The sequence below is a fragment of the Chryseobacterium sp. KLBC 52 genome, assembly GCF_003347605.1.
Lineage (GTDB): Bacteria > Bacteroidota > Bacteroidia > Flavobacteriales > Weeksellaceae > Chryseobacterium.
Genome location: NZ_QDFZ01000013.1, coordinates 47,280 through 73,056, shown reverse-complemented (window position 1 = coordinate 73,056; position 25,777 = coordinate 47,280). Strand labels below are relative to the sequence as shown.

The window sequence follows — 25,777 nt, the reverse complement described above, 5'->3', positions numbered from 1 at the left end:
GCAACAATCAACTTTCTATTGAAATATTCATCCGAAACTTACTGTCCCCCTGTTATTATAATAGCAGTAAAAACGATTGTATAAATGCCTACCTGATCTTCCTGTTTATTCTGTTTGTTCGATAACTTCGACAAATTTCTTACACAAAATAGACTTATCATAAACTGTTTCAGCCAGTTTTCTTGCATTTTGTCCCATGCTCTTTACCAATTCAGGATTATCTTTCAGATGGAGTACTTTTTGCACCAGTTCTTCCGGACGGTTTGGATTTACATAATATCCGCAGTGGTACTTTTCTGCTATATCTTTTGTCCAACCGGCAGAGTTGACAATAATCGGTTTTCCTGCAGACAATGAATCGAACAGTTTATTTGGAGAGTTGGTATACAAAATCGGCAGATCCAAAAAGGAAATCATAGAGACATCCGAAAAATTGACAATTTCAGATACATCGGTCATAGGAAACTTTCCGAGAAATTTCACATTTTTAAGATTATTTTTTTCTACTTCGTCTACCAAATCCTGTTCGGTAGAACCTCCTCCTACAAACAAAAATTCGATATCTTCCCTATCTTTTAATAATTTGGCGGATTCAATAATTGAATGAGCTCCGTTTGCTAATCCCAGAGAACCAAAATGAACTATTTTGAATGAATCTTTTTTTAAGCCGAGCTTTTCCATCAGTTGATCGTTTTTTCCCCTCGGCCAGAATTCGTCCATTTTAGCCATATTAGGTATCATTGATGTCTTTTCTTTGGGAATATATTTTGTGACGCCAGCCTGCATACCGGGAGAAAGCGCAATAACACGGGAAGCGTTTTTATAAATCATTTTTTCCAGCAGACGAGTCGTTTTTATTGTCCAGCTGTTTTTTATAGCTCCCATCTGTATAGGTACCTCCGGCCAGAGATCTCTTACTTCAAAAACAAAAGGCTTTTTTTTAAACCACTTTAATATAAGTGCAGGAATACCTATGGTAAGAGGAGTAGATGTAGCAATCACCAAATCGATATCTTTTTGTTTCAATCCTACCACAGAAGATTTGTACATAAATTTCAGGAAAGCCTTTAGCCTTCTGGAAACGCTCATATTCTGGTCATAGTCTTCTTTTATATAAACGACTTCAATACCATCAATGTTTACAACTTTAATATCTTCTGAAAATTTGGATGATGAGGTGAGCATGGTAACTTTATGCCCGTTCTTAATAAGTTCCTGTGCCAGCCAGTACGATCTTGTTCCTCCTGGTTCCTGAGGAGTTACGAAATATTGGTGGATGTATAATATATTCATTATTTTTTTTCTTTATATAATTGTTGATATACTTCAGCTATTCTCTTCCAGTCATGATTTTCTAACAATTGTTCAATATCAAAACTATAATGATCTCGTTTTTGGATTAAACGTTCAAGCCCTCGTTCGATCGCAGAAACAGAAGTGTCTTCTACTTTTTCGCCTATAGAATCATCGTAAAAACCGTCGATTCCTTCATTTTGTGTGTACATTACCGGTAAGCCCTGCAGAAGCGCTTCTATATAGACCAATCCAAAGGTTTCTGCTTTGGAAGGCATTGTAAAGAAGTCACTTCGTTCGTAATAGGATTTTAGAACAGGCAGGCTGTCTACTTTTCCTACAAACTCAAAGGAATGATCATTTTTAATAGAATCCAGGATTCTTTTCTCGTCATTTCCTCCACCTCCGATCAGTGTTAATTTTATCTTATTCTCAATTTTTTGATTATGATTCTTAACAGCATTAATAAGGTTAAAGACATTTTTTCCTTTATTAAATTTCCCTATATAGAGCATCTGAATGCTTTTTTCATTCTCAACATTTTTCCTCTCTACAACCTTTGATTCTATCCAGTAAGGATCTACACCATTTGGGACTACCGTGAGTTTTTGCTGTACATCATTCATGATATAAGACAGTCGGGAATCTTCAAGCATTCTTTTTTTATAGACTGCCGAAATGGTTATGATCTTACTCGCATTCTGAAGAATTTTTTTTCCGTACCCTCTTTCGTGCAGAAAATACTTCAAAAACACATTCAGATCAGTATTACGTACCGCTACTATGTATGGTATATTATATTTTTTGTGAAGTTCATAGGCCACTCCACCATCGCTGTACCATGTGTGGGCATGAATAAATCTGACAGCCTTGAGGTCTATTTTTGCTTCAATGTCCTGTACGATTTTTTTAATTTTTTTCCGATACAAAACACGATCTGCATATTTTGATAAAATATGACTGTAGATAATCTGAGAGCGGGTATTTTTAAAATCTATTTTATTTTTCCCTATTCTGGAAACCTCCCGAAATGGATTATATACAATCTGCTCCACCCCGTTATTATCCAGCTCTCTCACTAAATTTTTATACACTGTAGATCCTGAGTAATCGTTTGTAATGTGGAGTATCATTTATCTAAAATTTTTAATGTACTATTTAGCTTCTGATTAATATTAATTGTTTCTTTCGAGGGTTCCCAATAAATAATACCGCTTACTTTCCTTCCTTTGTAGCTATAATCTTTTATCAGTTTTAAATAAGTATCATATAAATTTTCATTAACTACACTCCCACCAGAAATTTTATTATAAGGATGAACTTTATACCAGATAAATGGTAATACAGGTTTTTGAACTTTTTCTGCCATTTGAAAGTTCAGATCTAAATTATTTGTGATGTAGTCTTTAAAATAACTATCACCTTTTTCGAAATTAGAATACATTAGATATAATGAAGGAGCAAGGTAATCTACACTTTTTAGTAATGGCTTTAATTTTTCAAAATCATTAAATTTCTTTTGAAAATCATAGTTAAAGTTAAATGGAACACCATATAATACAACCTTTGCATTAGGTCTCATTTTTTTTACCAGATTTACCATATCTACCAGTTTCTTTATATTTGAAGCATAATTGACATCAAATCTGCTTTTCTGCTTGACATCCTGGTAAACCTTATTCTCAATATCAAGTACTATCAAATCAGAATTTTGTACATTAGGTATGATAGAATCAACACCCTGAGCTAAAGTAGTAAGGTCAATGATATTTTGTTTATTACGATCAATGTAATGTTGTCCAAAAAAATAGTAATTTTTTATACAATTTTTACATTGTATATTATACCTTTTATTTTGTGTATATACATTAAATTCTTGTCCATTAAACCAACTTGGCACCAGGCACAGGAGTACGATGAGCATTAAAATATTTTTCATATCTAAAAGTAATAATTGTTAAAATCAATAAATACCATAGTAAATTGTTGGAATAAATATTATTGGAAAACATACTGAAAATAAAAAACTGGCAAAAAATCATCGGAATCCAACCTGTCGAATGATCATTTTGTATAACATACTTTCCTTTTATAAAAAGGGTTCTTATAAATAGTATTACAAGTATCATTCCGATAAAAAAACCTGTTGCCATAAAAGCTTCGACAAAAAGGTTATGGGGATAAGACCCTATGTATGGTTTTGTTTGTATTAAAAAATTCTTTCCGAAAAAAGGATTATCCATAAATTCCCGTAAAGCGACCTTGACTAATTTTTCACGCTCATTATCCTTTTCAAAAGTTGAAACCAATCTGTCTAAAAAATTACTCTTAAACAGGCTTCCAAACAATTCCATGATCTGAAAAAAGAAAACGGAAATAAAAACGGCAGGTATACTCAAGTAAAAAACTCCTTTTGTTCCTTTTTTAATAACAAAATAAAATACAGTCGACAAAATCAAAGCTATAAATGGACTTCTACTTGCTGATACGAAGATAATCAGTGCCCCTAAAATTATACCGGCTATATAAAGAATAGAAAAAATTCCTTTTTTCTCATTTGCCAGCTTATAAATCGATAATAATGCTAACATAGTACCATATTGTCCATATACAAGGACACCTATTTCAAGATCTCCAACATCTCTTCCGGTAACATTACTATTATTTCTTGATAATAATGATACAAAGAGTAAAGCGTATATAGTATAATAAATTATGTTGAGTATTCCCTTAAAGTTTAATTTCTTAAAGTCTAATACCATAAAAGCGAAACAAGGTACTAATACAACTCCAAATGCAAACTGTACATATTCTGAGTAAGTCTTATTGGAAGTAAGTCTGATAGGCTCAAAATAAATATCTTTCAATAGGAAAATGGAATAGATTCCCCAAAAAATTAAGAATAGGGTGTAAAAGCTAAAAGTTTTAATATTAAATTTTTTAGAAAAAACATTGCTGCTGATAATGATAAGGCTGAAAGCTAGTACGAGTACACGATAGATTATATTAATACCCTGTCCTTGTATTTTTAAAATAGAAGGTAAAAAGCTAGATATTAAAAAACCAGCTAAACAAAAGATTACATAAAAATTATAAAACTTTTTAATTTGCATTATGCACTTTATTAATAAAATTTATCCAATTTATTCTCCATTTTTGTTCATTGAAAGAATATTCTACCGTCTCTTTTGCTTTTTCCGAAACTCTTTTTAAAATATCAGGATTTTCAAGCAAAAAGCTTATTTTTTCAATAAAAGCGTTGCTATCAGGATTCATAATGTATCCATTATAATCATCCAGAATAATATTGGTCATTCCCCCAACATTGGAAACAATAGGTACTGCCCCAGCAGCCATTCCTTCTAATAATGAGAATGAAGTCCCCTCACTTCCATAGGTTGGCACTAACGTAATATGATGTTGTAAATTGAACTGCTCGGATTCCCCAATACCATATTTAGTAATGGTGACATTTGGGAAAGAACCGATTTCTTTTATTAATTCATTTTTTAATGGTCCTTCTCCACATATCGTAAATTCTACATTATCATATTTTGCTGTGATATTTTTCACTATATCTATCAAAATATGCACCCCTCTCATCATCTCAAACCTTCTTGCAAAAAGAATTTTAATTTTATCCCCGGCAATCTGATTGATACTGACTTCTTTAGAAATGGTAGCATAATTAGGTATCACTACCGTATTTTCTGAATAATTTCGAGGCAGGATTGTTCTTATCCAGTTTGTAAAATTATAATCTACACATACAACGTTTTTACATATAAGAAAGTCTTTTGCATTTTTGTAACATTGTAAAAGTTTATAGAATATACCTACGATATTCTTTTTAAAAAATCCGGGAAAGGCATTATAGGAAATATAATCAAATGAAATCCCATGTTGAATAGAAATCGTTTTTGAATATCCTTTTAATTTAAATGCGATCTTATCTGTACCAAAAACAATTATATCATTAACTGAAATTTTATCATTAACCTGGTTAAAAACATCTTTCGTTTGCTTCTTTAATGATTCCTTAGGATTGTTTTTCTTACCTATAATAGTGATTCCTTTATATTCTGACACAAAGTTTTCGTCTGCACCCTGATAAATTACTACCTCGTATCCTGCATTTTTTAAAGCTGTACCTAGACCTATTAAATAATTCTGAATACCTCCAACTGTAATCTGCTTACCCAAACGATCCATTACCGCTAAATAAAAAATATGTATTTTCATCTGATATTATTGTAATTGATTATAATATTCTTTTAATTTTAAAAACATTTGATCAGATAACGTTTTAAATGCAAGCATTTTCTGCGTTAAATATGTTTTTCGTTGTACATAGTTTTCATTGAGTAAAGAAATCTTGGAATACAAATCTTCCAGATCGAACGGATTTCCCCAGCTATATGAACTTTCAGAATAGGTTTCTGAAATAAACTTTAATTTCTGTTCAACTTCAATTGTTATAAATGGCGTATTCAGTAAGGAAGCGAAGATAGCCCCGTGAAAACGAGCTGTAATAAATAAATCGCACTTTGAAATTTCTTCCAAAAAAGAATCAAATGTATCCTTTTCCGGATTCCAGATGATCATATCCAATTTGTCTTTTTTGCTATACCAATAGGAATCGGATTCGGCATCAAAAAGGATATACTTTATCTCGTATCCATCTTCCTTAAGCTTTTCTGTAGCTTGCTGTAATTTCTCATAGTATTCTCCACCCCCATTTGCATAATTCCAGTCTCTTACAATAACTCCAATCTTCTTTATTTCCTCGGCCTCATTTTTATATGAATCTAAAAAATGGCTGTTAAAAGAATAACAAATATCTGGTGAAAGAATTGGTTTTTTAACGCCCCATTCTCTTGATTTTTTTAAAGCGAATTCGTCTCTTACTCCTACAAATTCAGCTTTAGCAAACAACTCAGCGGTCTTTCTCTCTATCGTTGAGTTTTCTATATCAAAAGGTCCTACACCCACACCAACCAATGCAATGTGTGAAGCATAATTGCTGATCTGGAATTTGTTTTCAATAAAGTTTTTTTTTACTATTCTTTTATCAATATAGTTTTTAATATGGTTGAGATTAAATATCTTATCTTTTAACCCTTTGCTGAAAGTATTTTTTTTAAAATGATAAAATTGTGTTCCTCCTCCATATACTAATAATTTTGAATGTACAGGTTCTTTAAGTTTATGATAATCAATAACTTTAACACCAGACAAAATATTATTAATATAAGAAGCTGACTGGCAAAGGAGTACAACATCAGTAGAAACTTCATTTAATTCCTTTACAATAGTATACATTAAGGCATCATCACCAAAATTGCCGAAACCATAACCACCTCTTATAACTATATTAGTTTCCATTTTTTTGCTTTAAATAAATATTATCTAATTCCTTATTCTTTAAATAATCACTTATATTAGATCTCTCCTTTATTACTTTTGCAGGATTTCCTCCTATGACAGAAAACTTTGGAACATCTTTTACAACCACACTTCCTGCAGCAATTACTGAACCTTCTCCAATAGTAACTCCAGGTACAATAATTACACTATCTCCAATCCATACATTTTCTTCAATGACAACATCCTTTATAAGTAATTCCTTATCGTAAGGTATTGCCTTAATATCATTAATGTAATTATGATTTGCTGTATAAATTACTACTCTGGGACCTATGATCGTACCTCTTTTTATGATAATTTTTCCAAAACTCGATAAAAATGAATCACGCCCCATGTACACATAGTCTTCTATATGTACATTTTTAATATTTGTAAATTTAAAACCCGTAGAAATTTTACATTTTTTACTTATATTACTATTACCTAGTACCTGTTGAATTCTATAATTATGTATTTTTCCGTCTACAAAATTCTTTATGTGAAATAAAATTTTACCTATCATTTTATATATACTTTATACCATTTATAAAAAGTAAAGAGACTTGCTGTCAGCAAAAGAACAGCGATCAAAGTTCTTAAAACAATATTCTCTATACAGATAAAAGACACACAACCTAATGAAATAATAATAATCAAAACAAAATGCTCCTTGCAAAGAATTAGTTTTTTACTGATTAGCTTCTTTTTCAAATAGAAAGGAATAAAAATAACAGTATTGACAAAATACCCTATTAAAAATCCTACTGCTCTTCCTATTGCACCATAATCTATTAAAAAATTACATACAATTATTGTAGTTACAGCCCAGGTCATATTTGAAAAAACGCTGAACCACATAAAATTCCCTGCGGCAAAGTTTCTGGCAATCCCCTGCCTTTGTGCTATAATGATCGTTGATAAAGAAACAAATAGTAATGTCAAATACATATCACTATTCTGATATTTCCCTCCATACAATTGAGAAAACAAATCTGGCAAAACTAAAATTGGCAGAAAAAGTACAACTCCAATGACGTATGATTGGTTAATATTAAAGAAGTCAAATCTTTTATTATTTTTACCAAAATTCTTCATTGTAAGTGGATAAGTGACTTGTCCAATTACTCCAAGCAATAAAGTACCTACCTGAGAAAAATTAAAAGTGGCATTATAAATTCCTAGTTGATAATAACCATGTATATGATTTTTTATCAACATGGAATTACAAATCAGTACCACCGGACTTAGCATCATACTGCTTATAAAAGATGGTAGAGTGAAATTATATACTGTTTCTAAATGCTTCTTCTGTCCCTTTATTGTAAACTTTATTTGTTTAAAGTTTAATTCTCTCTGCAATAATATTGCTGAACAGAGCCAAATAGAAAAATTAATTATAACAAGAGAAACAACAACACCATAAATCCCAAATTTATATGCAGAAAATAATATCAATGGTAATGAAAGGATCCCATTTACCATATTGACAAATGATATGCTTTTAAAATTTTCAAGACCAGCAAGAGCACCAGTTTGCAATCCGTTAAGGGATGAGAAAAAAATAGCAAAAGCACACAGCAGTACCTCCTTAGACATATTCTGATTTCCCACTATATACTCACCTACCTGTTTATTAAAAACTAAGGAAAGAACAAGTATTGCCGCTGCTAAAAAGAATACTGACAATCTTGTTAAAGAATAAATCTCACTGGCCTTTTTCTTATCATTATCTGCATATAAAGCAAGATATTTTGTAGCAGTTACACCAAAGCTTGCAAGGCTGAATGTAGTAAATGTATTAATGTACGATTGCAATAATCCCAACTTTCCATATTCGTCTACCGTCAATATTCTTGCAACTAAAAAAAGAGCTATAAAAACAAATCCTTTAGATATAAGAGTTCCCAAAAAGGACCAAAATACTCCTTTAATTATCTTTTGTTGGTTTCCCGTCCCTAAAACTTTCTTATATAATGATTTTATATTCACCTTTCAAAATTATTTGGATGATATAAAGTCTACGATTCTTTTGCACGCCTTCCCATCTCCATACGGGTTATGAAGCTCACTCATTGATTGATAACGTTCACCATTATCGAGTAAACTTTGTGTTTCTGAAACAATTTTATTTTTATCTGTTCCTACTAAAATGACTGTTCCGGCATCTACCGCTTCCGGACGCTCGGTTGTATCCCTCATTACTAAAACCGGCTTACCCAAACTTGGAGCTTCCTCTTGAACCCCTCCTGAATCTGTAATGATCATGTAAGACTTATTCATAAGCCACACAAACGCGGGATAAGCTAGAGGAGATATCAAATGAATATTATCAATCCCTGATAGAATTTTATAAACAGGTTCCTTTACGTTTGGATTTAAATGAACAGGATATATCACCTGTACATCTGGATTCTCAACTGCAACTTCCTTAAGGGCTTCACAGATATTTATAAATCCCGCTCCGTGATTTTCGCGTCGATGGCCAGTTACCAATATAAGTCTCTTTGAGGAGTCGACGATACTTTTCAAATGATCAATTTCATTATTGGATATTGTGTTGACTCTGTCAGTACTATCTAATAAAGCATCGATAACAGTATTCCCAGTTACAAGAATATTTTCATTTTTTATATTCTCATTTAATAAATTTTGTTTCGATTGTTCGGTTGGTGCAAAATGATAGTCTGATATACGTCCAGCAACCTGGCGATTTATTTCCTCTGGAAATGGTGATCTTTTATTATGTGTTCTTAATCCTGCTTCTACATGGCAAACTTTAGCTCCTGCGTAAAAAGAAGCGATACTTGCAGCCATTGTTGTTGTTGTATCTCCATGAACATACACAAAATCAGGTTTAAACTCTTCGAGAATAGGACGAAGTCCTGTAATAATATCGGCTGTAAGAGTATATAAATTTTGATTAGGCTTCATTAAGTTTAAGTCATAATCAGGCTTTATATCAAAAAAGTCAAGTACTTGATCCAACATTTCTCTATGCTGGGCAGTCACACAGACCCTTGTTTCAAAATCGTCACGTTGTAAAAGTTCCTTTACTAAGGGAGCCATTTTTATAGCTTCTGGACGAGTTCCAAATATAATTAGATGTTTTGTCTTACTCATTAAATTAATTATAATGCAGTTATATTTTTAATCATTACCAAATAGATCCCTTGTGTACACTTTTTCCTGTACATCGCCAAGTTCAGGTGCATTACGGTTAGAAATAATGACATCGCATTCTTTCTTGAAAAGTTCTAAATCTTTTACCACTTTGGAACCGAAAAAGGCCTCCTCATTAAGGGCTGGTTCAAAGACTTCCACTTCCACTCCTTTAGCTTTAATCCTTTTCATGACTCCCTGTATGGCAGATGCCCTGAAATTGTCCGAGCCTGATTTCATAATCAGACGGTAAACTCCTACTTTTTTGGGCTTTTTGGCCAATACAGAATCTGCGATAAAATCTTTACGGGTTCTGTTTGCATCTACAATTGCCTGAATAATATTATTGGGAACAGCGGTATAATTTGCCAAAAGCTGTTTAGTATCTTTAGGCAGGCAGTATCCTCCATATCCGAAAGATGGATTATTATAATGTGAACCAATTCTTGGGTCCAGACCAACACCTTCTACAATCTGGCGGGTATCCAGTTCATGGATCTGAGCATAGCTGTCTAATTCGTTAAAATAAGCAACCCTCAATGCCAAATAAGTATTTGAAAACAATTTAATGGCTTCTGCTTCGGTAGGATTAGTAAACAAAACCGGAATATCCTTTTTTACCGCACCTTCTTTCAGTAATTCTGCAAAAATCCTTGCTCTTTCGCTCTGTTCCCCGACAATAATTCTGGAAGGATACAAATTATCATACAACGCTTTGCCTTCCCTCAAAAATTCAGGAGAAAATACCACGTTATCTGAATGCATTCTGCTTTTTAAATCTACGGTATAACCTACCGGAACTGTAGATTTAATAATAATGACAGCATCAGAATTATACTCTGCTATTTCCTTTATTACATTTTCAACACTACTTGTGTCGAAATAGTTAGTAGTAGGGTCATAATCTGTGGGTGTGGCAACAATAATATATTCCGCTTTATCGTAAGCTTCCTTTTTATCTAAAGTAGCTTTGAAATTAAGTGGTTTAGTACTGAGAAATGTGCTGATCTCTTGATCTTCAATAGGAGATTTTTTAGAATTAAGCAATTCTACTCTTTCCGGAACAATATCTAAAGCTACAACTTCATTATGCTGAGCCAATAAGACGGCATTAGATAAACCTACATATCCTGTTCCTACTACTGCTATTTTCATTCTCTGATTTTTTATAAACGGTTATCGTATTTCTCTAAAATTCCCTTAACATCATACACAACTCCTCCTTCTTTCAGATACTGGGAAAGATCAATATTCAGGAATTCGTCATGAGAAACTGTGAGAACCACTGCATCAAATTTTTCATTCACATCGTCCAGAGAACTTGTAGATTTTATACCATATTCGTGCATTACTTCTTCCGGGTTTGCCCATGGATCATACGTTGTAACTTCTATAGAATAATCTTCTAATGCATTGATAACATCTGCGGCTTTCGTATTTCTTACATCCGGGCAGTTTTCCTTAAAAGTGATTCCAAGATTCAGTACTTTGGCATCCGGAATGTTGATTCTTTTTTTAATCATCGTTTTTACGACCTCGGAAGCTACAAATTGCCCCATAGAATCATTCAGTCTTCTCGCTGTAAGGATAAGCTCAGAATAATATCCTACATCCTGCGCTTTCTGGGCAAGATAGAAAGGGTCTACCCCGATGCAGTGCCCTCCTACCAATCCGGGTTTGAATTTCAGGAAATTCCATTTCGTTCCTGCAGCTTCCAGAACTGCATGTGTATCGATATTCAAGAGATTAAATATCTTTGCAAGCTCATTCACAAAAGCAATATTAATATCACGCTGTGAATTTTCGATCACTTTTGAAGCTTCAGCTACTTTGATCGTTGGTGCCAGATGCGTACCTGCTGCAATTACAGATTTATATAATTCGTCTACTTTTTCACCAATTTCCGGTGTAGAACCTGAAGTTACTTTTAAAATTTTCTCTACGGTTCGTTCCTTATCTCCCGGGTTGATTCTTTCAGGAGAATATCCGGCAAAAAAATCTTCGTTAAACTTTAATCCGGAAACCTTTTCCAGCACAGGGATACATTCTTCTTCTGTAACGCCGGGATAAACAGTAGATTCATAAATAACAATATCTCCTTTTTTCAATACTTTTCCCACTGTTTCTGACGCTTTGTATAAAGGCGTCAGGTCGGGACGGTTATGTCTGTCTACCGGTGTAGGAACAGTTACAATATAGATGTTAGCCTCTTTAATATCTTCAAGATCAGATGAACAAAGCAGTCCTTTTGATGAGCCTGAAAATGGGTTCTCTTTTACTAAAACCGGCTGTAATACTTCATCTTCCACCTCCAAAGTAGAGTCTTTTCCGCTATTAAGTTCTGCAATTCTGGTCTGATTAATATCAAACCCAACGACCGCGTATTTTGTTGCAAATAAACGGGCCAGAGGTAATCCTACATATCCCAATCCGATTACCCCGATTTTGTTCTGTATATTCATATTATATGTGATGTTCTTACTTTATTTTAAGGTTTATTTTGAAGAATTGATTATTTATTAAAAAGCTTTTGCCACCATTTTTTCTTCTTATCAGCTGTATATCCGTAACCGTAGCCATAGTTGTATCCGTACCCATAACCACCAACATTTTTAGCAACATCATTGATTACGAAAGAAACGTTTGTTATTTTTGATTCTTTAACCAGTTTATTTGCAAAATCTATTAATATTTTTCTTGATACTCCCGATCTCACCACATATAAAGATGCATCGGCTGTATCAGAAATACTCAATGTGTCTGAAACAAGCATCAGAGGAGCAGAATCAATCACAATATATTCATAACGCGAAGACATCTCATCGATAAGCTTCTGATAACGACCGTTGGAAAGAAGCTCCTGAGGATTGGGAGGAATAGATCCTGCATAAATTACATCACATTCAGGATTAGTATCAGAAGTATGTATAAGATCTTCCACATCTGTGGTTTCATCATATAAATATTCTGTAAGACCAGCATTCTTAATACGCTCATCATCATATCTCTGTATCTGCGGATTTCTGACATCCGAACCAATTAGCAATGATCTTCCGTTTTTGCTTCCCAATGTCAGAGCCAGATTCACTGAAACCAGAGTTTTTCCTTCTCCTTTCACTGAAGAAGTTACCAATATAACTTTCGCCGACTCTTTCTTGGGAAGTAGAAATTTAAGATTGGAAACCAATATTCTGAATGCTTCAGCCAATTCTGTGAAATCGTTTTTCTGTACCAGGTGAACCTGATTTTCTTTAAGAGCAGGAATATCTGCAAGTACTCCAAGTGATGAATTTTCTGAAATATCTGTACGGTTGTAGATTTTATCATCCCACATAAAGAAAAGATAGAATACCCCAAACGGTAACATTAATCCTAATAAAACAGCAGCCAAAAGAATGATATTCTTCTTAGGTGAAACCGGAACATCATCAGTATAAGCAGGGTTTACAATTTTAGCTTTCGGAACATTAACAGAAAGATTGATTGCATTTTCTTCCCTTTTCTGCAAAAGGAAAAGAAAAAGCTGTTCTTTAAGGTTCTGCTGACGTTCGATACCTCTATAGATTTTCGACTGTCCCGGAACTTTTTCAATCATTCCTGTGTTGGCAGAAATCTGACTGTTCACCTGGGCAATAGATGCCTGGATTGTTGCTTTTTGCTGACGGATGTTATCTCTTACAATTTCTTTTAGTGAAGAAATTTCTTTATTCATTTCTATTACCGCAGGATTCTCATTGGTTGCCTGCTTCAAAGTTTTGTTTCTTGTGATAACCAGCGTATTATACTGCGAAATTGCCTGTTCCAAAGAAGGATTAAGTCCTAGGTTTGAAGGCATAAGCTGATTATCTCCTTTTGAAGCTTCATTTTGAAGAGAGTTAAGAAGATCCAGCTGAGTTTTCTGCTGAAGAAGCTCCTTTGTGCTTTCGTTTGTATTTTGAAGCGCCAATTGAGCCTGCGTCTGCAGGTCTACGATTTGATTACGGTTCTGGAAATCTTCTTTCTGATTCTCAACACCGGAAAGATCCCGCGAAATTACTTCTAATCGTTTATCAATAAACTCCTGTGTATTCTGAGCTTGTAAGTTCTTATCTGTCAGCCCATCCAGATTATATTGTTTAGTTACTTCATTAAGGATAGCTTCTGATTTTTCCGGAACAGTTCCCACAATGCTAATATCCATAAGCATCGCTTTCTGATCCGGAAGATCAACCTGGATCTTCTTTTCCAAAGATTTTACCTTCTCTATTGGATTCCAGAAAACAATTTTATATTTATCTTTAAAGGTAAGACCTGGAACTTTTTGAAGAACAACAGTTCCAAAATCAAGCGGCAGGTTTTTATCAAAAGTCCCTTTTATTTTTTTGTTTTCCTTATCTTCTAAAACAAATTCGTTTCCATTTACCTCTTTTACCATATATTGGGAGGAAACAAATTTTTTGACATTATTATAAGAAATAATTTTTGCAACAATCGGTACCTTGGTAAACAATTCGGAATCCCTTATCTCACCTGAATTATAATATTGTATATTAAGATTTAGGTTTTCAACAACTTTCATCAGGATAGGTCTTGAGCTTACGACAGCAACTTCACTTTTGAGTTCATCTGCATTTCCTAAACCAAGGCCTAAATTATCCAAATCAATTAATGCACCTGTTAAATCGGATTGTTTTTTATCAAATTTTAAAGTAGTAGTCGACTGATATTGAGGTACTGCGTATCTCAGATATATAAAGGCTATAATAACAAGTAATAAGACAGATGCTATAAACCAAGGCCATTTGACTAAATACTTTCCAATGATCTTTCTTAAATCTAAAGATTCTTCACTTTCCTGAAATTCTATCTGCTGCATATTTTATTTACGAGTTAAAGCAATAATAAGTGTACCAGCTGTCAGTAAAGCACCAATAATCTGGAATGTAAGGGCCCGGTTAGGATTTGAGTTAGCCTGAACCTGTTTGTTTTTGTCCGGCTGTACATACAATATGTCATTTTGCTTCATATAATAGTATGGTGAACTCACAATATCAGATCTGGTAAGATCTATATTAACAATCTGATCTGTCCCGCTATCATCACTACGAATAAGTTTAACATGGGTACGGTCTCCAAAATCAGTCATGTCCCCTGCAAGTCCAAGTGCCTGAAAAATATTGATCTTCTGAGAAACACTTTCTTTCTGCCCGGGTTCTTTCACTTCTCCCAAAACACTTACATTGAAATTTTTAAGGGTAATAGTTACCAACGGATCTGTCAGATACCTCTTAAGACGTGATTCAAGTTCCTGTTTTAGCTGAACCTGCGTCATTCCTTTAGTATAGACATTTCCTAAAACCGGAAAAGAGATATAACCTTCTTCATTCACAAGATATTGACTTGGTTCTACATACTGGTTAATTCCCCTGCTACCATCACCTCCTACCTTGTTTGCTGTATTAAGGTTAAAAGGTTTCACAGCAATTTCATCAAGTGCTGATACAAGGATCATGAGAACATCGCCCTCCTGAATATGTAAGCCCTGAAACTTGGCTTTTGCAACCTCCTCTTCCATATTATGCTTTGACATATATACCATATTCTGCTTCGGTCTGCATGACAATAAAGTAACCGATAACAGTACTATATATGCAATAATCGTTTTATTCATATGTTATTATTCTTATCTACTTGTGTTATTATTTAGGTTTATAGAATTGATTTCAACTATATTCAAATAATATTTGCAATAAAATCATTATATTATTTAAATATTTTAAAACGTACTTTAAATTCTCATGTTAAAATCACTTCTTTCTCTAGCAATTTTCATTCCGTTTAAAAACAAAACGGCGAAATTATTATTTTAATATGAATTTTTTTATTTAATAAATTCTTTAATTTTAATTATATGCTTCATTTTCAGATATTCTGTAGTACTTGTAAATTTGCAACTACATTTTTTTTTTACAATCCATTAGTTTAAACTCCTCATTCCAATCCTAATCTCGGCATGTTCCAAACTTGAGGAATTATTCTGACATATACTTCTTTAAAAAATTCGGGCGCCATTTTGAAAATCAGAAAAACAAAGAAAAATAAAAACAGAACAGAGGATAGGTAAACAGATTGATCCGGTACAAAACGAACTATACCATTCAATCCCGGAAATACCAGAAATGCACTGATGTACAACCACACAGTTTTAAAAAAATCAAAAGAAACAGAATATCTTTTAATTTCCCATTCTGGTTTAATTTTGAGTATAACCAGAATAGTAATCCCTGTTACCAAAACTAGTTTTTCATTTTGAAGCCCAATCGAATGAATTTGTACCTCTAGGCTTTTTAAAAGTAAATATGAAATTAAAGCTAAAAAAAATATGAAAGAAATATCAATAAGAAAAACCGACCACCCGATCACATATTTTAACTTCCTGATTTTAAAAACATTCCCCATACACAAATAAATCTAAAAGTAGATTATCCATTAATTCAACAACCGGTGGTTTCTATTATCGAGCGAAGATAATAATTATAATTAATATTTTTAATAGCATACGTTAATTTTTATTCAAAATATAAATCCATGCTATCGAAATATTTTTGACACATACATATCAAAAAAAATACTGTAAAATATATATTTTACAGTATTTTGACTACTTTGATTTTGTCGTTGCGATCCGGACGGGACTCGAACCCGCGACCTCCGCCGTGACAGGGCGGCATTCTAACCAGCTGAACTACCGGATCAATTTTTTAAAAAGAAATTGAGAAAACTTCTGCGATCCGGACGGGACTCGAACCCGCGACCTCCGCCGTGACAGGGCGGCATTCTAACCAGCTGAACTACCGGATCAATTTTTTTAAAAAGAAATTGAGAAAACTTCTGCGATCCGGACGGGACTCGAACCCGCGACCTCCGCCGTGACAGGGCGGCATTCTAACCAGCTGAACTACCGGATCAATTTTTTTAAAGTAAATTGAGAAAACTTCTGCGATCCGGACGGGACTCGAACCCGCGACCTCCGCCGTGACAGGGCGGCATTCTAACCAGCTGAACTACCGGATCATTTTTTAAAGAACGTCGTTTCTTTTTCGTGGTTGCAAAATTACAACTTTTTTTGTTATCTGCAAATTATTTTAAAAAAAATGCCTCCCAATACTGGAAGGCGTTCATTATCAAACTTATTTTTTTTATAAGTGAGCGCTTAATTTTTCAGCAATTACCTCTTTTGGAGCTACACCCACTAATTTATCTACTACTTCTCCATTTTTAAAAATAAGAACTGTAGGAATATTTCTGATTCCATACTGCATAGAAATCTCCTGGTTGTTGTCTACATCTACTTTCCCTACTACTGCTTTACCTTCAAAATCTGATGCTACTTCTTCGATGATTGGTCCTAAAGTTCTGCAAGGTCCGCACCATACTGCCCAGAAGTCTACTAATACCGGTTTGTCTGATTTTAAAACCGTATCCTGAAATGAGCTGTCTGTAATTTCTAAAGCCATTTTTGTTTCTTTTATTTTAATTAATATTATTTTCTTTTACTCCTTATTTGGATATTCAAAATTACGCTTTTTAGAGCACAAGACTATCTATGCTCAACATTAGTTTTTTCTATATCGTAATCTTTTGAAATTTCCTTTAATGCATTTACTAATGTATCGATCTCTGCTTTCGTTGTCATATGGCTGAACGAAATACGTAATGGGGTACAGTGATCCATTTCATCCTCAGAAAGCACCATCATCATCACCATTGAGGGTTTTGACGCTCCAGATGAACATGCACTTCCCTGAGAAACTGCAATTCCTTTCATATCCAATTGAAGTCCGATCAGCGGGTTTTTATAAGGCAGCAAAGCACTTAAAACCGTATAAAGACTGTTTTCCTTCTCAGCACTTCTTCCATTGAATTTAATCCCTGTAATTTCTGCAGAAAGTCTTTCAATTGCATAATCCTTGATATCCTGCATATGGTTGGTATATTCCTCCATATGATTCAGAGAAAGTTCTAATGCTTTTCCTAATCCTACGATACCACAAACATTTTCAGTTCCTGCTCTAAGGCTTCTTTCCTGAGGTCCTCCGGTAATAATTCCTTTTAAACCTGTTGCTTTTCTGATGAATGCAAATCCAGCTCCTTTTGGCCCATGGAATTTATGGGCACTGCAGGATGCAAAATCCACGGGAATGTCAGAGAAGTCAAGGTTCATATGAGCCATTGTCTGTACGGTATCTGAATGGAAAAGTGCCTGATACTGTTTGCACAGCTGGGCAACCTGTTTAAGATTAATGATATTTCCTATTTCGTTATTGGCATGCATTAAGCTTACCAATGTTTTTTTATCTGAAGCTTTTAAAAGTTCTTCTAATTTGGCAAGATCAATATCTCCTTTTTCATTCGGGCGGATGTAGTTTACTTCTACTCCTTTTCTGCTTTTCATATCCAGAATACTTTCAGAAACGCATTTATGTTCCAGAGGAGAGCTGATGATTCTTTCTACTCCAAGGTGTTCTACCGAGGATTTGATGATCATATTGTTTGATTCGGTACCACAGGAAGTGAAAATGATTTCAGCAGGAGTTACATGAAGATAGTCTGCAACCTGTCGTCTTACATTTTCAATAAGGATTTTTGCTTCCTGACCAAAACTGTGTGTTGAAGACGGGTTTCCGAAATTCATTTTCATAGTGCCAACCATTGCATCTATAACTTCTTCTGCAAGCGGAGTGGTTGCGGCATTATCTAAATATACTTTATCCATTATTATTTTGAATATTTTAATTCTACAGAGGTAAATTTATAATCTGTGGGAACAGTAAATATAAACCAAGGGCTTGAGATCACCTGAATTTCCATTCCACCGGAAGGTTCACCAGCCGGAACTTCTACATACAGAATCTGATTTTTAACAGATATATTTTTGATCTCTTCAATTTTGTGACTTCCTGATCTGAAGGTTCCCAAATTGTATAAAACGACTTTTTTATTTTTCGGAAATTGCGGGTATTTGATATAAGATTCTTTTCCCAGTTCTGAAATACCAAAACTTCCGCTGATAATATTGCGAAAATCCTTTTCGTCTTTAATGATCTTAAAGCCGGGAGCATCGGTTCCTCCCTGATTTTCAGAAACAAGGAGCTCCGTATTTTCCTGCATGGCAGAAGACTTCTGAGATGAAGTGCTTGCACAGCTCATAAAGATTGCTGCACATGCAATTAACAGGCTTTTCATTTTTTACAATTTTATCTCCCAAAATTAGTGAAAAAATTGGTAATGTCCCTCATTTGCCCATTTCAACATTGGCCGATCTCCTGAGGTATCACCAAATGCAATAATTTTATCGTATTTAGAATCGTTGATTTCCTCTTTAATTCTTACCAGTTTTTCTTTCCCGTTACAATTTTTTCCTACAAAATTTCCTGTGAAAACCCCATTCTTAAACTCTGCCCTGGTAGAAACAAGCTCCATTTTCAGTTCATCCGCGAAAGGCTTCACCCAGATGTCTAACGAAGCGGTTACCAATAAACTCTGTGTATTATTCCTATCGATATTTTTTATAAAGTCTAATGCATTTTCCCTCACTATTTTAGGATAATGGTGTTCAAAAAATTGTTTAGATTTCTGTTCGATTTTTTCCTGAGTTTGCCCTCTTAAAATAGAACCGATAAAACTTTTTTTCACTTTTTCTGTTTCAGCCAGTTTTAGCTTCAGGAGAATAAAGAGAGGTACATGTCTTAAAAATTGTATACGATATTTTGTAGAATCGTAGAATTTAAGATACATAAACATGGTATCTTTATACGTAAGGGTTCCGTCAAAATCAAAACAATACAATTTTTTCATTTTTTAAAGCTTTAATTTCTTGAATATAAACTCAGGGATATTCCTGATAATCATCATGATAATACTCCAAACCGGCAAAACATATGCCACATTTCTTTCCTTTTTGAAGGCTTTGTAAATACAGGAAGCAGCCTGTTTGGGAGTTGCTGTCAGTTTCGGATTTAAAGGCAGGCCTTCTGTCATCTTAGTTGCCATAAACCCGGGTTTTATGGTAAGAACGTGTACTTTTTTATCAAAAAGATAGTTTCTCAAACCGCTCAGATAAGCAGTAAAAGCTGCTTTTGCACTACCATAGATAAAGTTACTCTGCCTTCCCCTGTCTCCTGCCACGGACGACAGCCCAATAATTGTTCCGGATCTTCTGCTTTCAAATTTTTGAGCAAAATAATTCAATACAGGCACCAGTTTTGAATAATTGATATCAATGATACGTTCTGTATTTCTGTTATCATACAATCCCTCTTCGGTTCCTTCGCCCAAATATCCTACAGCACAAAATAATACATTTGAATTGATATTATCAAATCTATTGTAATCAATTTCTTTTGTCAGATCAAGTTCTATAACCTCCGCCTGCTGCAGAAACTTTACATCAATATGTCTTGCAAAACGCTCTGTAGTTTCTTTACTTGAGGTAAAAAGATAGATTTTTTCAAACTTTTCTCCTTCCTGAAGTGCTTTTTCCACAAAAGCCTGTGCCACTTCAGATGTACTTCCCAGAACTATCATTATGAATTGTTATTTATGATTCTTTTGTGCTGTAAAGACACAAATTTCGGATTTTGAATATTTTTCAGGTAACTGGTAAGGGATGATCTGCTCATGCTGTCCTTGGTAAGATAAATTCTTCCTCCGAACTCCTGAACAATAGCATCCAGCTGATCTACCAGTTTTTTCAGTTTTGAATTAACTTTAAAATCCAGAGCCAATGTGTACCCTTCAACAGGGAATGAGTTATAAGCCTGAGGATTGTTTTTTCCAAAAAGTTTTAACACTGCTAAAAATGATCCGTTTCCACTTCTGGCAATTGTTTCAAGAATTCTTTTCATTCCTTCTTTTCCTGTTTCTTTAGGAATGACCATCTGATACTGTATAAAACCGGATTTCCCATAAATTTTATTCCAATCGGTGATCGCATCTAAAGGATAGAAAAACGTTTCATAATCGATAAAGTTTTTCACCTCTTTTTTAGACTGCTTTTTATAGTACAGCCAGTTGAATATTTTTACAGTAAGGGCATTCAGTACAAATCCCGGAAAATAAAAAGGTACGGTAGGCTGTAATTTTTTCTTTAATCTTAAAGGTGTTTTTGAAAAACTCTGAGGAAGTTCATGCTGAAAAGCATGCTCTCCTCTCATAAGAATACTTCTTCCTATATTTTTTCCTTTCTGAAGACAATCTATCCAGGCAACAGTGTAGGTCCAGTTTTCACTTTCATCGAACAGTTTAAATATCTCATCCAGATTGTCTGCTTTGATACTTTCCTGGCGAATGTATGCGGACTCTATATTTTTAAGTTTAAATTTTGCAGTAAGAATAATTCCTGTAAGTCCCATTCCACCAATGGTAGCCCAGAACTTTTCAGAATTCTCTTCTCTGGAACAGGTAATAATTTCACCTTTCTCAGTCATGAGCTTAAACTCGATCACATATTCTGAAAAACATCCTTCTGCGTGATGGTTTTTTCCATGAACATCAGAAGCGATAGCTCCTCCTACTGATACAAATTTTGTCCCGGGAGTAACATATAGAAAGTAACCCTGTGGAACTGCTATTTCCAGTACATCTGAAAGCAGCACTCCGGATTCACATTCTATGACTCCGTTTAAACGGTCAAAATTGATGAATTTATTTAATTTCTTAGTTGAAAATATAGATTCTCCCAACGAAGCATCTCCATAGCATCTTCCATTTCCTCTCGCAATAACTTCGTTGTGACTGAGTACAAATTCTTTTATTTTTCTGAAACTGTCCTCAGATCTCATTTCCTTCTCTACTATTGGGAAATTTCCCCAGTTTGTAACTTTCTGTATGAAATTCGGTTTCATTTCTTAAAATAAATTTGAATTAAAAATGCAACGACCCAGAGCAATAAAGTAACCTGTATATAACGGTCTCTGTACACAATTTTCGTGGGAGATTCCGTTCTGTTGTAAACCAGGGTCTGCTGAAGATATCTTAACAACGCAAATACCACAAAAATCACGGTATAAAAGACTCTTTCATGAAACCTTGCCTGAACTTCCGGAGAGAGTGTAAACATCAGATAGCAGACAATAGCCAGTGTAATAGAAATGGATAAAGCAATATCTGCAAACTGCACGTTATAGCCATCCAGCGCTTTTCGTGTTTTTCCTGAAACCTGGGCATTGATAAGTTCTCCCCTTCTTTTTCCTATAGCCAGTACCAAAGCCAATACAAATGTCAGCAGAATCGCCCATTGTGATATACTGATTCCGGTGATATAACCTCCAGCCAGTACACGCAGTACAAACCCAATGGCAATAATAAAGATATCAATAATAGGAACATGCTTCAACCTGAAAGTATAGGCAAGATTCATCATCACATAGAATCCTACGATGGTCGCAAATTTCCAAAGATATTCGTGGAAATAGATCTGTGTAAAAAATACAAGAGCAATATCTGTAATGACCAGGCCTATAAGAATTCCTATCGCTTTTGATTTTGAAATAGCCCCACTCGCTAATGGTCTTCTTCTTTTTTCCGGGTGCTTTCTGTCTGCTTCAATATCATTGTAATCATTCAGGATATAGACCACACTTGCAGCAAGCGAAAATATAACAAATGCAAAAATGCTTTTGAGAAGCAGATCTATATTGGTAATATTACCTGAAAAGAACAGAGGGACAAATACAAAAAGGTTTTTCACCCATTGCTCCACACGGAGCAGTTTTAAATATTTCTTCATTTATGTTATTTCAAATACAAAAATAATAAATTCAAAATTTCTAGCATAAAAATACAAAAAAAACCGCCGGGGCGGTCTTTTACGAAAATATTTATATATTAAATTAACTATTGCCCTTGTTTGGCATCATTAATCATTTTTTCATTGGCAGTAATAGCAAACTCTACTCTTCTGTTTTTAGCTCTTCCTTCATCGGTATCGTTACTTGCTACAGGCATTGCTTCACCTTCACCTTTTGTAAACATTCTGCTTGATGCAATTCCTTTTCCTGATAAGTAGGCTTTCACAGCGTCTGCTCTTCTTTGAGAAAGTTTAAGGTTGTACTCATCCGAACCTTTGCTGTCTGTGTGACCATAGATATTGATATTGGTATCTGGATTATTAGCCAATACTTCAGCTAATTTATCAAGGTTGGTTTGTGCAACAGAAGTAAGGTTTGAAGAGTCGAAAGCGAAATTAACAATACTTTCATTCATGGTTACTTTAATACCATCTCCTACTCTTTCTACCTGAGCACCTGGTAAAGTTTCTTTAATATCTTTAGCTTGCTTATCCATTTTGTTACCGATAACGTTACCTGCAACACCACCGATAATACCTCCTAATACAGCTCCGATAGCACCGTTTCCTCCTTTACCTACATTGTTACCAAGGATACCTCCCAGTACTGCTCCTGAAGCAACACCTACTGCTGTACCTCTTTGTTGGTGATTTGAATTCTGAACCGCTTCACAGCTTGTCAATAATAATGCTGATGACAAGAAAAGGGCTCCTACGTATGTTTTTGTAAATTTCATTTTTTTTGATCTTTTATGTTGATAAATTATTTCATTCCTGTTCTCTGGAAGTTGTAAACTACTTTTACATTACCTCCTTCAAAAGGAACATCCTGCTCCAGTGAAAACTGATCTGTACTCTGATTGATCATGGTAAGGCTGTAACCAGCTGTATTTTGTTTTGCTTTAGTACCTGAAGCAATTTTTTTAAACATAAACGTATTACCGCCTTTTACTTCAAATTTGATAGGCTGTGTAATTGCCGGGCAATCTCCACCACCGTTTAAAGTATACGCTCCTGTCCAGTTATTAGGAATCAATCTCCAGTGACTTCCTACGAAGCACTGTGCGTCTGCACCTTCGTCAAAAGGTTTAATTTTATAACCTTTATCATAATCTATGCTCACAATCTGCCAGTCTCCTTTCATTTTAAGGAAGTCGGCTCTTTGATTTTGAGATGTAGCTGCTTTGTTAACAGAGGAACACGAAACTGCAAAAAGTGATGTTCCCAACATCCCTGCAAGTAGTAACTTTTTCATTTTGTTGTTTATTATTTTGTTACTATAAAGTTACAAAAAACCGTGCCAAAATTTAAAATAAAAAATAAAAAGTCCGAAAAAATTCGGACTCTTTATGGTTTCTCCTTAAACAGAGGGAGATAAATTATTTTTTAACAGCCTTTTTTACGGATTTCGAAGGCTTGGCAGTGCCTGAAGGTTTCCCTTTGTAGAAATTCGTATATGCGTATTCTGCTGCTTTTTTAAGGTCGATAACTCCACCAGCCTGAGATTGGTCTCCAAACCCATCTGCTGTACTTGGATTGCTGCTTTTCACAAGAGCTTCAATGATCTGATACGGTTTCAGATCAGGCATATAAGCCAGTAAAACAGCTGCTCCTCCGGCTACAACAGGGGAAGCCATAGAAGTACCCTGAAGGTATTTATATTCGTTTTTAGGAACGGTAGAATAGATTTCTTCTCCAGGAGCAAAAACGTTCACCATTTTTTTATTGTAATTAGAAAAATCTGCTCTCAGCGCATTGTTTTTATTGGTACTTGCTCCTACTACAAGAACATTGCTTACAAATGGTTTTTCGTCGGTAACATTTTTAAAGTTGGTAGGATATGCCAAGTGCTCTGCTACATCTTCATTTTCGTTACCGGCAGCTTTTACTAAAAGTACTCCTTTATCTTCAGCATATTTGAAAGCATCCCAAACCACATTTTTACCAGGAGAAACAGGTTTTCCAAAGCTCATATTTAATACTTTCGCTCCGTTATCTACTGCATATCTGATCGCATTGGCAACGTCTTTATCTCTTTCATCACCATTAGGGACAGTTCTTACGGACATGATTTTAGCCACTTTGGAAGCAACTCCGTACTGAACTTCTTTTCCTTGCGGAAGTCCGGCAATAATACCTGCCACGTGGGTTCCATGTTCTGCATCAGGTCCTTCATAGTGATTATTTCCATAGATTTTTTCAGAATAGTCATCATAGTTATCCCCTACAATTTCTTTTCTCGGATCGTATGAAAGGTCATATTGTTTTGCTGCAGGAGCAAAATGATCGATGGCTTCTTTCATTTCCTCCTTCATCTTTTTTTCAAATTCCGCGGCTGATTTTCCTTTGAATTCCGGGCTTTGTGAAATCTGGCCTAAAAATTCCTTCGCAATGGCATCTCTCTGATCTGTCGGAGCTTTGATCGCAGCAATAGTTTCAGGGGTTACAGGCTTACCTGCCAGCAGTTTTACCATATTAGGAATCAGCTCGTTCAGCATAGAATAAGTCTGAAAGTTTTGTTTTGCCTCGATACTTTTTTTATTGAACATATCTTTGGCTTTCATGTACATTTCAAACTCTTCCTTCATTTTAGCCTGGTTGGCTTTATTTTTTGTGGAATCATCTCCTTCGAAGACAGGTTTATATTTGGCAACCACTCTCGTCACCTCCATGTTATCGATATCAATATCACCGTTTTTTCCTCCTATGAAATTCCATCCGTGTACATCATCAATATATCCGTTTCCATCGTCATCTTTACCATTTCCGGGAACTTCATTAGGGTTTGACCAAAGATTCTTTACTAATCCAGGGTGATCTACCTGTACTCCGCTGTCTAACACTCCCACCACTACGGTTTTAGGCTTCAGGCCTTTAGATTCCAAGTATTTATAAGCATTTGCTGTATTTACTCCATATACTTTTGAAGTTGCAAAATCTTTATGATACCATGTCATCAGATCTTTATCTTCGTTGGGATCAATACTTTTAGCTTTAGATTCCTGTGCAAAGGACAAACTAAAACCTGCAAAAAAAACTGCAGCTAATAATACCTTTTTCATATGTTGATATTTAATTTTTAAAGACATA

The 25,777-nt window shown here is 34.5% G+C and carries 23 protein-coding genes and 4 tRNA genes; all 27 read right to left on the bottom strand.

All coding sequences use genetic code 11. The annotated features are described in order from the left end of the window. Positions 1–105 precede the first annotated feature (105 nt). Positions 106–1,293 carry a glycosyltransferase family 4 protein gene (locus DDF69_RS14710; RefSeq protein WP_114821431.1) on the bottom strand — a complete coding sequence of 396 codons (1,188 nt, stop codon included), beginning with the start codon at positions 1,291–1,293 and terminating at the stop codon, positions 106–108. After that, positions 1,293–2,426, bottom strand: coding sequence for a glycosyltransferase (locus DDF69_RS14705; RefSeq protein WP_114821430.1), 1,134 nt, complete (start codon positions 2,424–2,426; stop codon positions 1,293–1,295). The genes DDF69_RS14710 and DDF69_RS14705 overlap by 1 nt, the downstream gene beginning before the upstream one ends. After that, positions 2,423–3,232 (bottom strand): hypothetical protein, encoded by an 810-nt coding sequence (locus DDF69_RS14700; protein ID WP_114821429.1) that lies wholly within the window; start codon positions 3,230–3,232, stop codon positions 2,423–2,425. Before DDF69_RS14700 ends, DDF69_RS14705 begins: the two co-directional genes overlap by 4 nt. Further along, entirely contained in the window at positions 3,177–4,406 is a 1,230-nt protein-coding gene (locus DDF69_RS14695; protein WP_114821428.1) for an O-antigen ligase family protein, read from the bottom strand. The genes DDF69_RS14700 and DDF69_RS14695 overlap by 56 nt, the downstream gene beginning before the upstream one ends. After that, entirely contained in the window at positions 4,396–5,535 is a 1,140-nt protein-coding gene (locus tag DDF69_RS14690; RefSeq protein WP_114821427.1) for a glycosyltransferase family 4 protein, read from the bottom strand. The genes DDF69_RS14695 and DDF69_RS14690 overlap by 11 nt, the downstream gene beginning before the upstream one ends. A gap of 6 nt (positions 5,536–5,541) precedes the next feature. Then, positions 5,542–6,678 (bottom strand): polysaccharide pyruvyl transferase family protein, encoded by a 1,137-nt coding sequence (locus DDF69_RS14685; protein ID WP_114821426.1) that lies wholly within the window; start codon positions 6,676–6,678, stop codon positions 5,542–5,544. Next, positions 6,668–7,222 carry an acyltransferase gene (locus DDF69_RS22440; protein WP_114821425.1) on the bottom strand — a complete coding sequence of 185 codons (555 nt, stop codon included), beginning with the start codon at positions 7,220–7,222 and terminating at the stop codon, positions 6,668–6,670. Before DDF69_RS22440 ends, DDF69_RS14685 begins: the two co-directional genes overlap by 11 nt. Further along, the gene (locus DDF69_RS14675) at positions 7,219–8,688 is read right to left on the bottom strand and encodes an oligosaccharide flippase family protein (protein ID WP_114821424.1); all 1,470 of its coding nucleotides are present in this window, start codon (positions 8,686–8,688) and stop codon (positions 7,219–7,221) included. The genes DDF69_RS22440 and DDF69_RS14675 overlap by 4 nt, the downstream gene beginning before the upstream one ends. 9 nt (positions 8,689–8,697) lie before the next feature. Then, a complete protein-coding gene (gene wecB / locus DDF69_RS14670) occupies positions 8,698–9,819 on the bottom strand; it encodes a non-hydrolyzing UDP-N-acetylglucosamine 2-epimerase (RefSeq protein WP_114821423.1) in 1,122 nt (373 codons plus the stop codon). 27 nt (positions 9,820–9,846) lie between these two features. Next, positions 9,847–11,013, bottom strand: coding sequence for a nucleotide sugar dehydrogenase (locus DDF69_RS14665; protein ID WP_114821422.1), 1,167 nt, complete (start codon positions 11,011–11,013; stop codon positions 9,847–9,849). 11 nt (positions 11,014–11,024) lie between these two features. Further along, positions 11,025–12,320: a nucleotide sugar dehydrogenase gene (locus tag DDF69_RS14660; RefSeq protein ID WP_114821421.1), complete on the bottom strand. Its 1,296-nt coding sequence runs from the start codon at positions 12,318–12,320 to the stop codon at positions 11,025–11,027. A gap of 50 nt (positions 12,321–12,370) precedes the next feature. Further along, positions 12,371–14,713 (bottom strand): GumC family protein, encoded by a 2,343-nt coding sequence (locus DDF69_RS14655; protein WP_114821420.1) that lies wholly within the window; start codon positions 14,711–14,713, stop codon positions 12,371–12,373. A gap of 3 nt (positions 14,714–14,716) precedes the next feature. Continuing rightward, positions 14,717–15,427, bottom strand: coding sequence for a polysaccharide biosynthesis/export family protein (locus DDF69_RS14650; RefSeq protein WP_228412004.1), 711 nt, complete (start codon positions 15,425–15,427; stop codon positions 14,717–14,719). Positions 15,428–16,518: 1,091 nt separating this feature from the next. Further along, a tRNA-Asp gene (locus DDF69_RS14640) sits at positions 16,519–16,592 on the bottom strand. 32 nt (positions 16,593–16,624) lie between these two features. After that, positions 16,625–16,698: transfer RNA gene (locus DDF69_RS14635), tRNA-Asp, on the bottom strand. A 33-nt stretch (positions 16,699–16,731) separates the two neighbouring features. Then, positions 16,732–16,805, bottom strand: a tRNA-Asp gene (locus DDF69_RS14630). Positions 16,806–16,837: 32 nt separating this feature from the next. Beyond that, a tRNA-Asp gene (locus tag DDF69_RS14625) sits at positions 16,838–16,911 on the bottom strand. A 125-nt stretch (positions 16,912–17,036) separates the two neighbouring features. Further along, positions 17,037–17,354: a thioredoxin gene (trxA, locus tag DDF69_RS14620; protein WP_027374941.1), complete on the bottom strand. Its 318-nt coding sequence runs from the start codon at positions 17,352–17,354 to the stop codon at positions 17,037–17,039. A gap of 83 nt (positions 17,355–17,437) precedes the next feature. Further along, positions 17,438–18,613, bottom strand: a complete 1,176-nt coding sequence (locus DDF69_RS14615) for a cysteine desulfurase family protein (protein WP_114821417.1) — start codon at positions 18,611–18,613, stop codon at positions 17,438–17,440. Positions 18,614–18,615: 2 nt separating this feature from the next. Next, positions 18,616–19,083 carry a hypothetical protein gene (locus tag DDF69_RS14610; RefSeq protein ID WP_114821416.1) on the bottom strand — a complete coding sequence of 156 codons (468 nt, stop codon included), beginning with the start codon at positions 19,081–19,083 and terminating at the stop codon, positions 18,616–18,618. 24 nt (positions 19,084–19,107) lie between these two features. Then, the gene (locus DDF69_RS14605; RefSeq protein WP_079240776.1) at positions 19,108–19,695 is read right to left on the bottom strand and encodes an HAD-IB family hydrolase; all 588 of its coding nucleotides are present in this window, start codon (positions 19,693–19,695) and stop codon (positions 19,108–19,110) included. Positions 19,696–19,698: 3 nt separating this feature from the next. Further along, positions 19,699–20,424: an SDR family NAD(P)-dependent oxidoreductase gene (locus tag DDF69_RS14600; RefSeq protein ID WP_114821415.1), complete on the bottom strand. Its 726-nt coding sequence runs from the start codon at positions 20,422–20,424 to the stop codon at positions 19,699–19,701. Next, entirely contained in the window at positions 20,424–21,743 is a 1,320-nt protein-coding gene (locus DDF69_RS14595) for an FAD-dependent oxidoreductase (protein ID WP_114821414.1), read from the bottom strand. The genes DDF69_RS14600 and DDF69_RS14595 overlap by 1 nt, the downstream gene beginning before the upstream one ends. Continuing rightward, a complete protein-coding gene (locus tag DDF69_RS14590; protein WP_062676409.1) occupies positions 21,740–22,627 on the bottom strand; it encodes a decaprenyl-phosphate phosphoribosyltransferase in 888 nt (295 codons plus the stop codon). Before DDF69_RS14590 ends, DDF69_RS14595 begins: the two co-directional genes overlap by 4 nt. Positions 22,628–22,734: 107 nt before the next feature. Beyond that, positions 22,735–23,424, bottom strand: coding sequence for an OmpA family protein (locus DDF69_RS14585; protein WP_114821413.1), 690 nt, complete (start codon positions 23,422–23,424; stop codon positions 22,735–22,737). A gap of 26 nt (positions 23,425–23,450) precedes the next feature. Beyond that, entirely contained in the window at positions 23,451–23,942 is a 492-nt protein-coding gene (locus tag DDF69_RS14580) for a lipocalin family protein (protein WP_047433063.1), read from the bottom strand. 124 nt (positions 23,943–24,066) lie between these two features. Beyond that, a complete protein-coding gene (locus DDF69_RS14575; protein ID WP_114821493.1) occupies positions 24,067–25,749 on the bottom strand; it encodes a S8 family serine peptidase in 1,683 nt (560 codons plus the stop codon). Between the last annotated feature and the right edge of the window lie 28 nt (positions 25,750–25,777).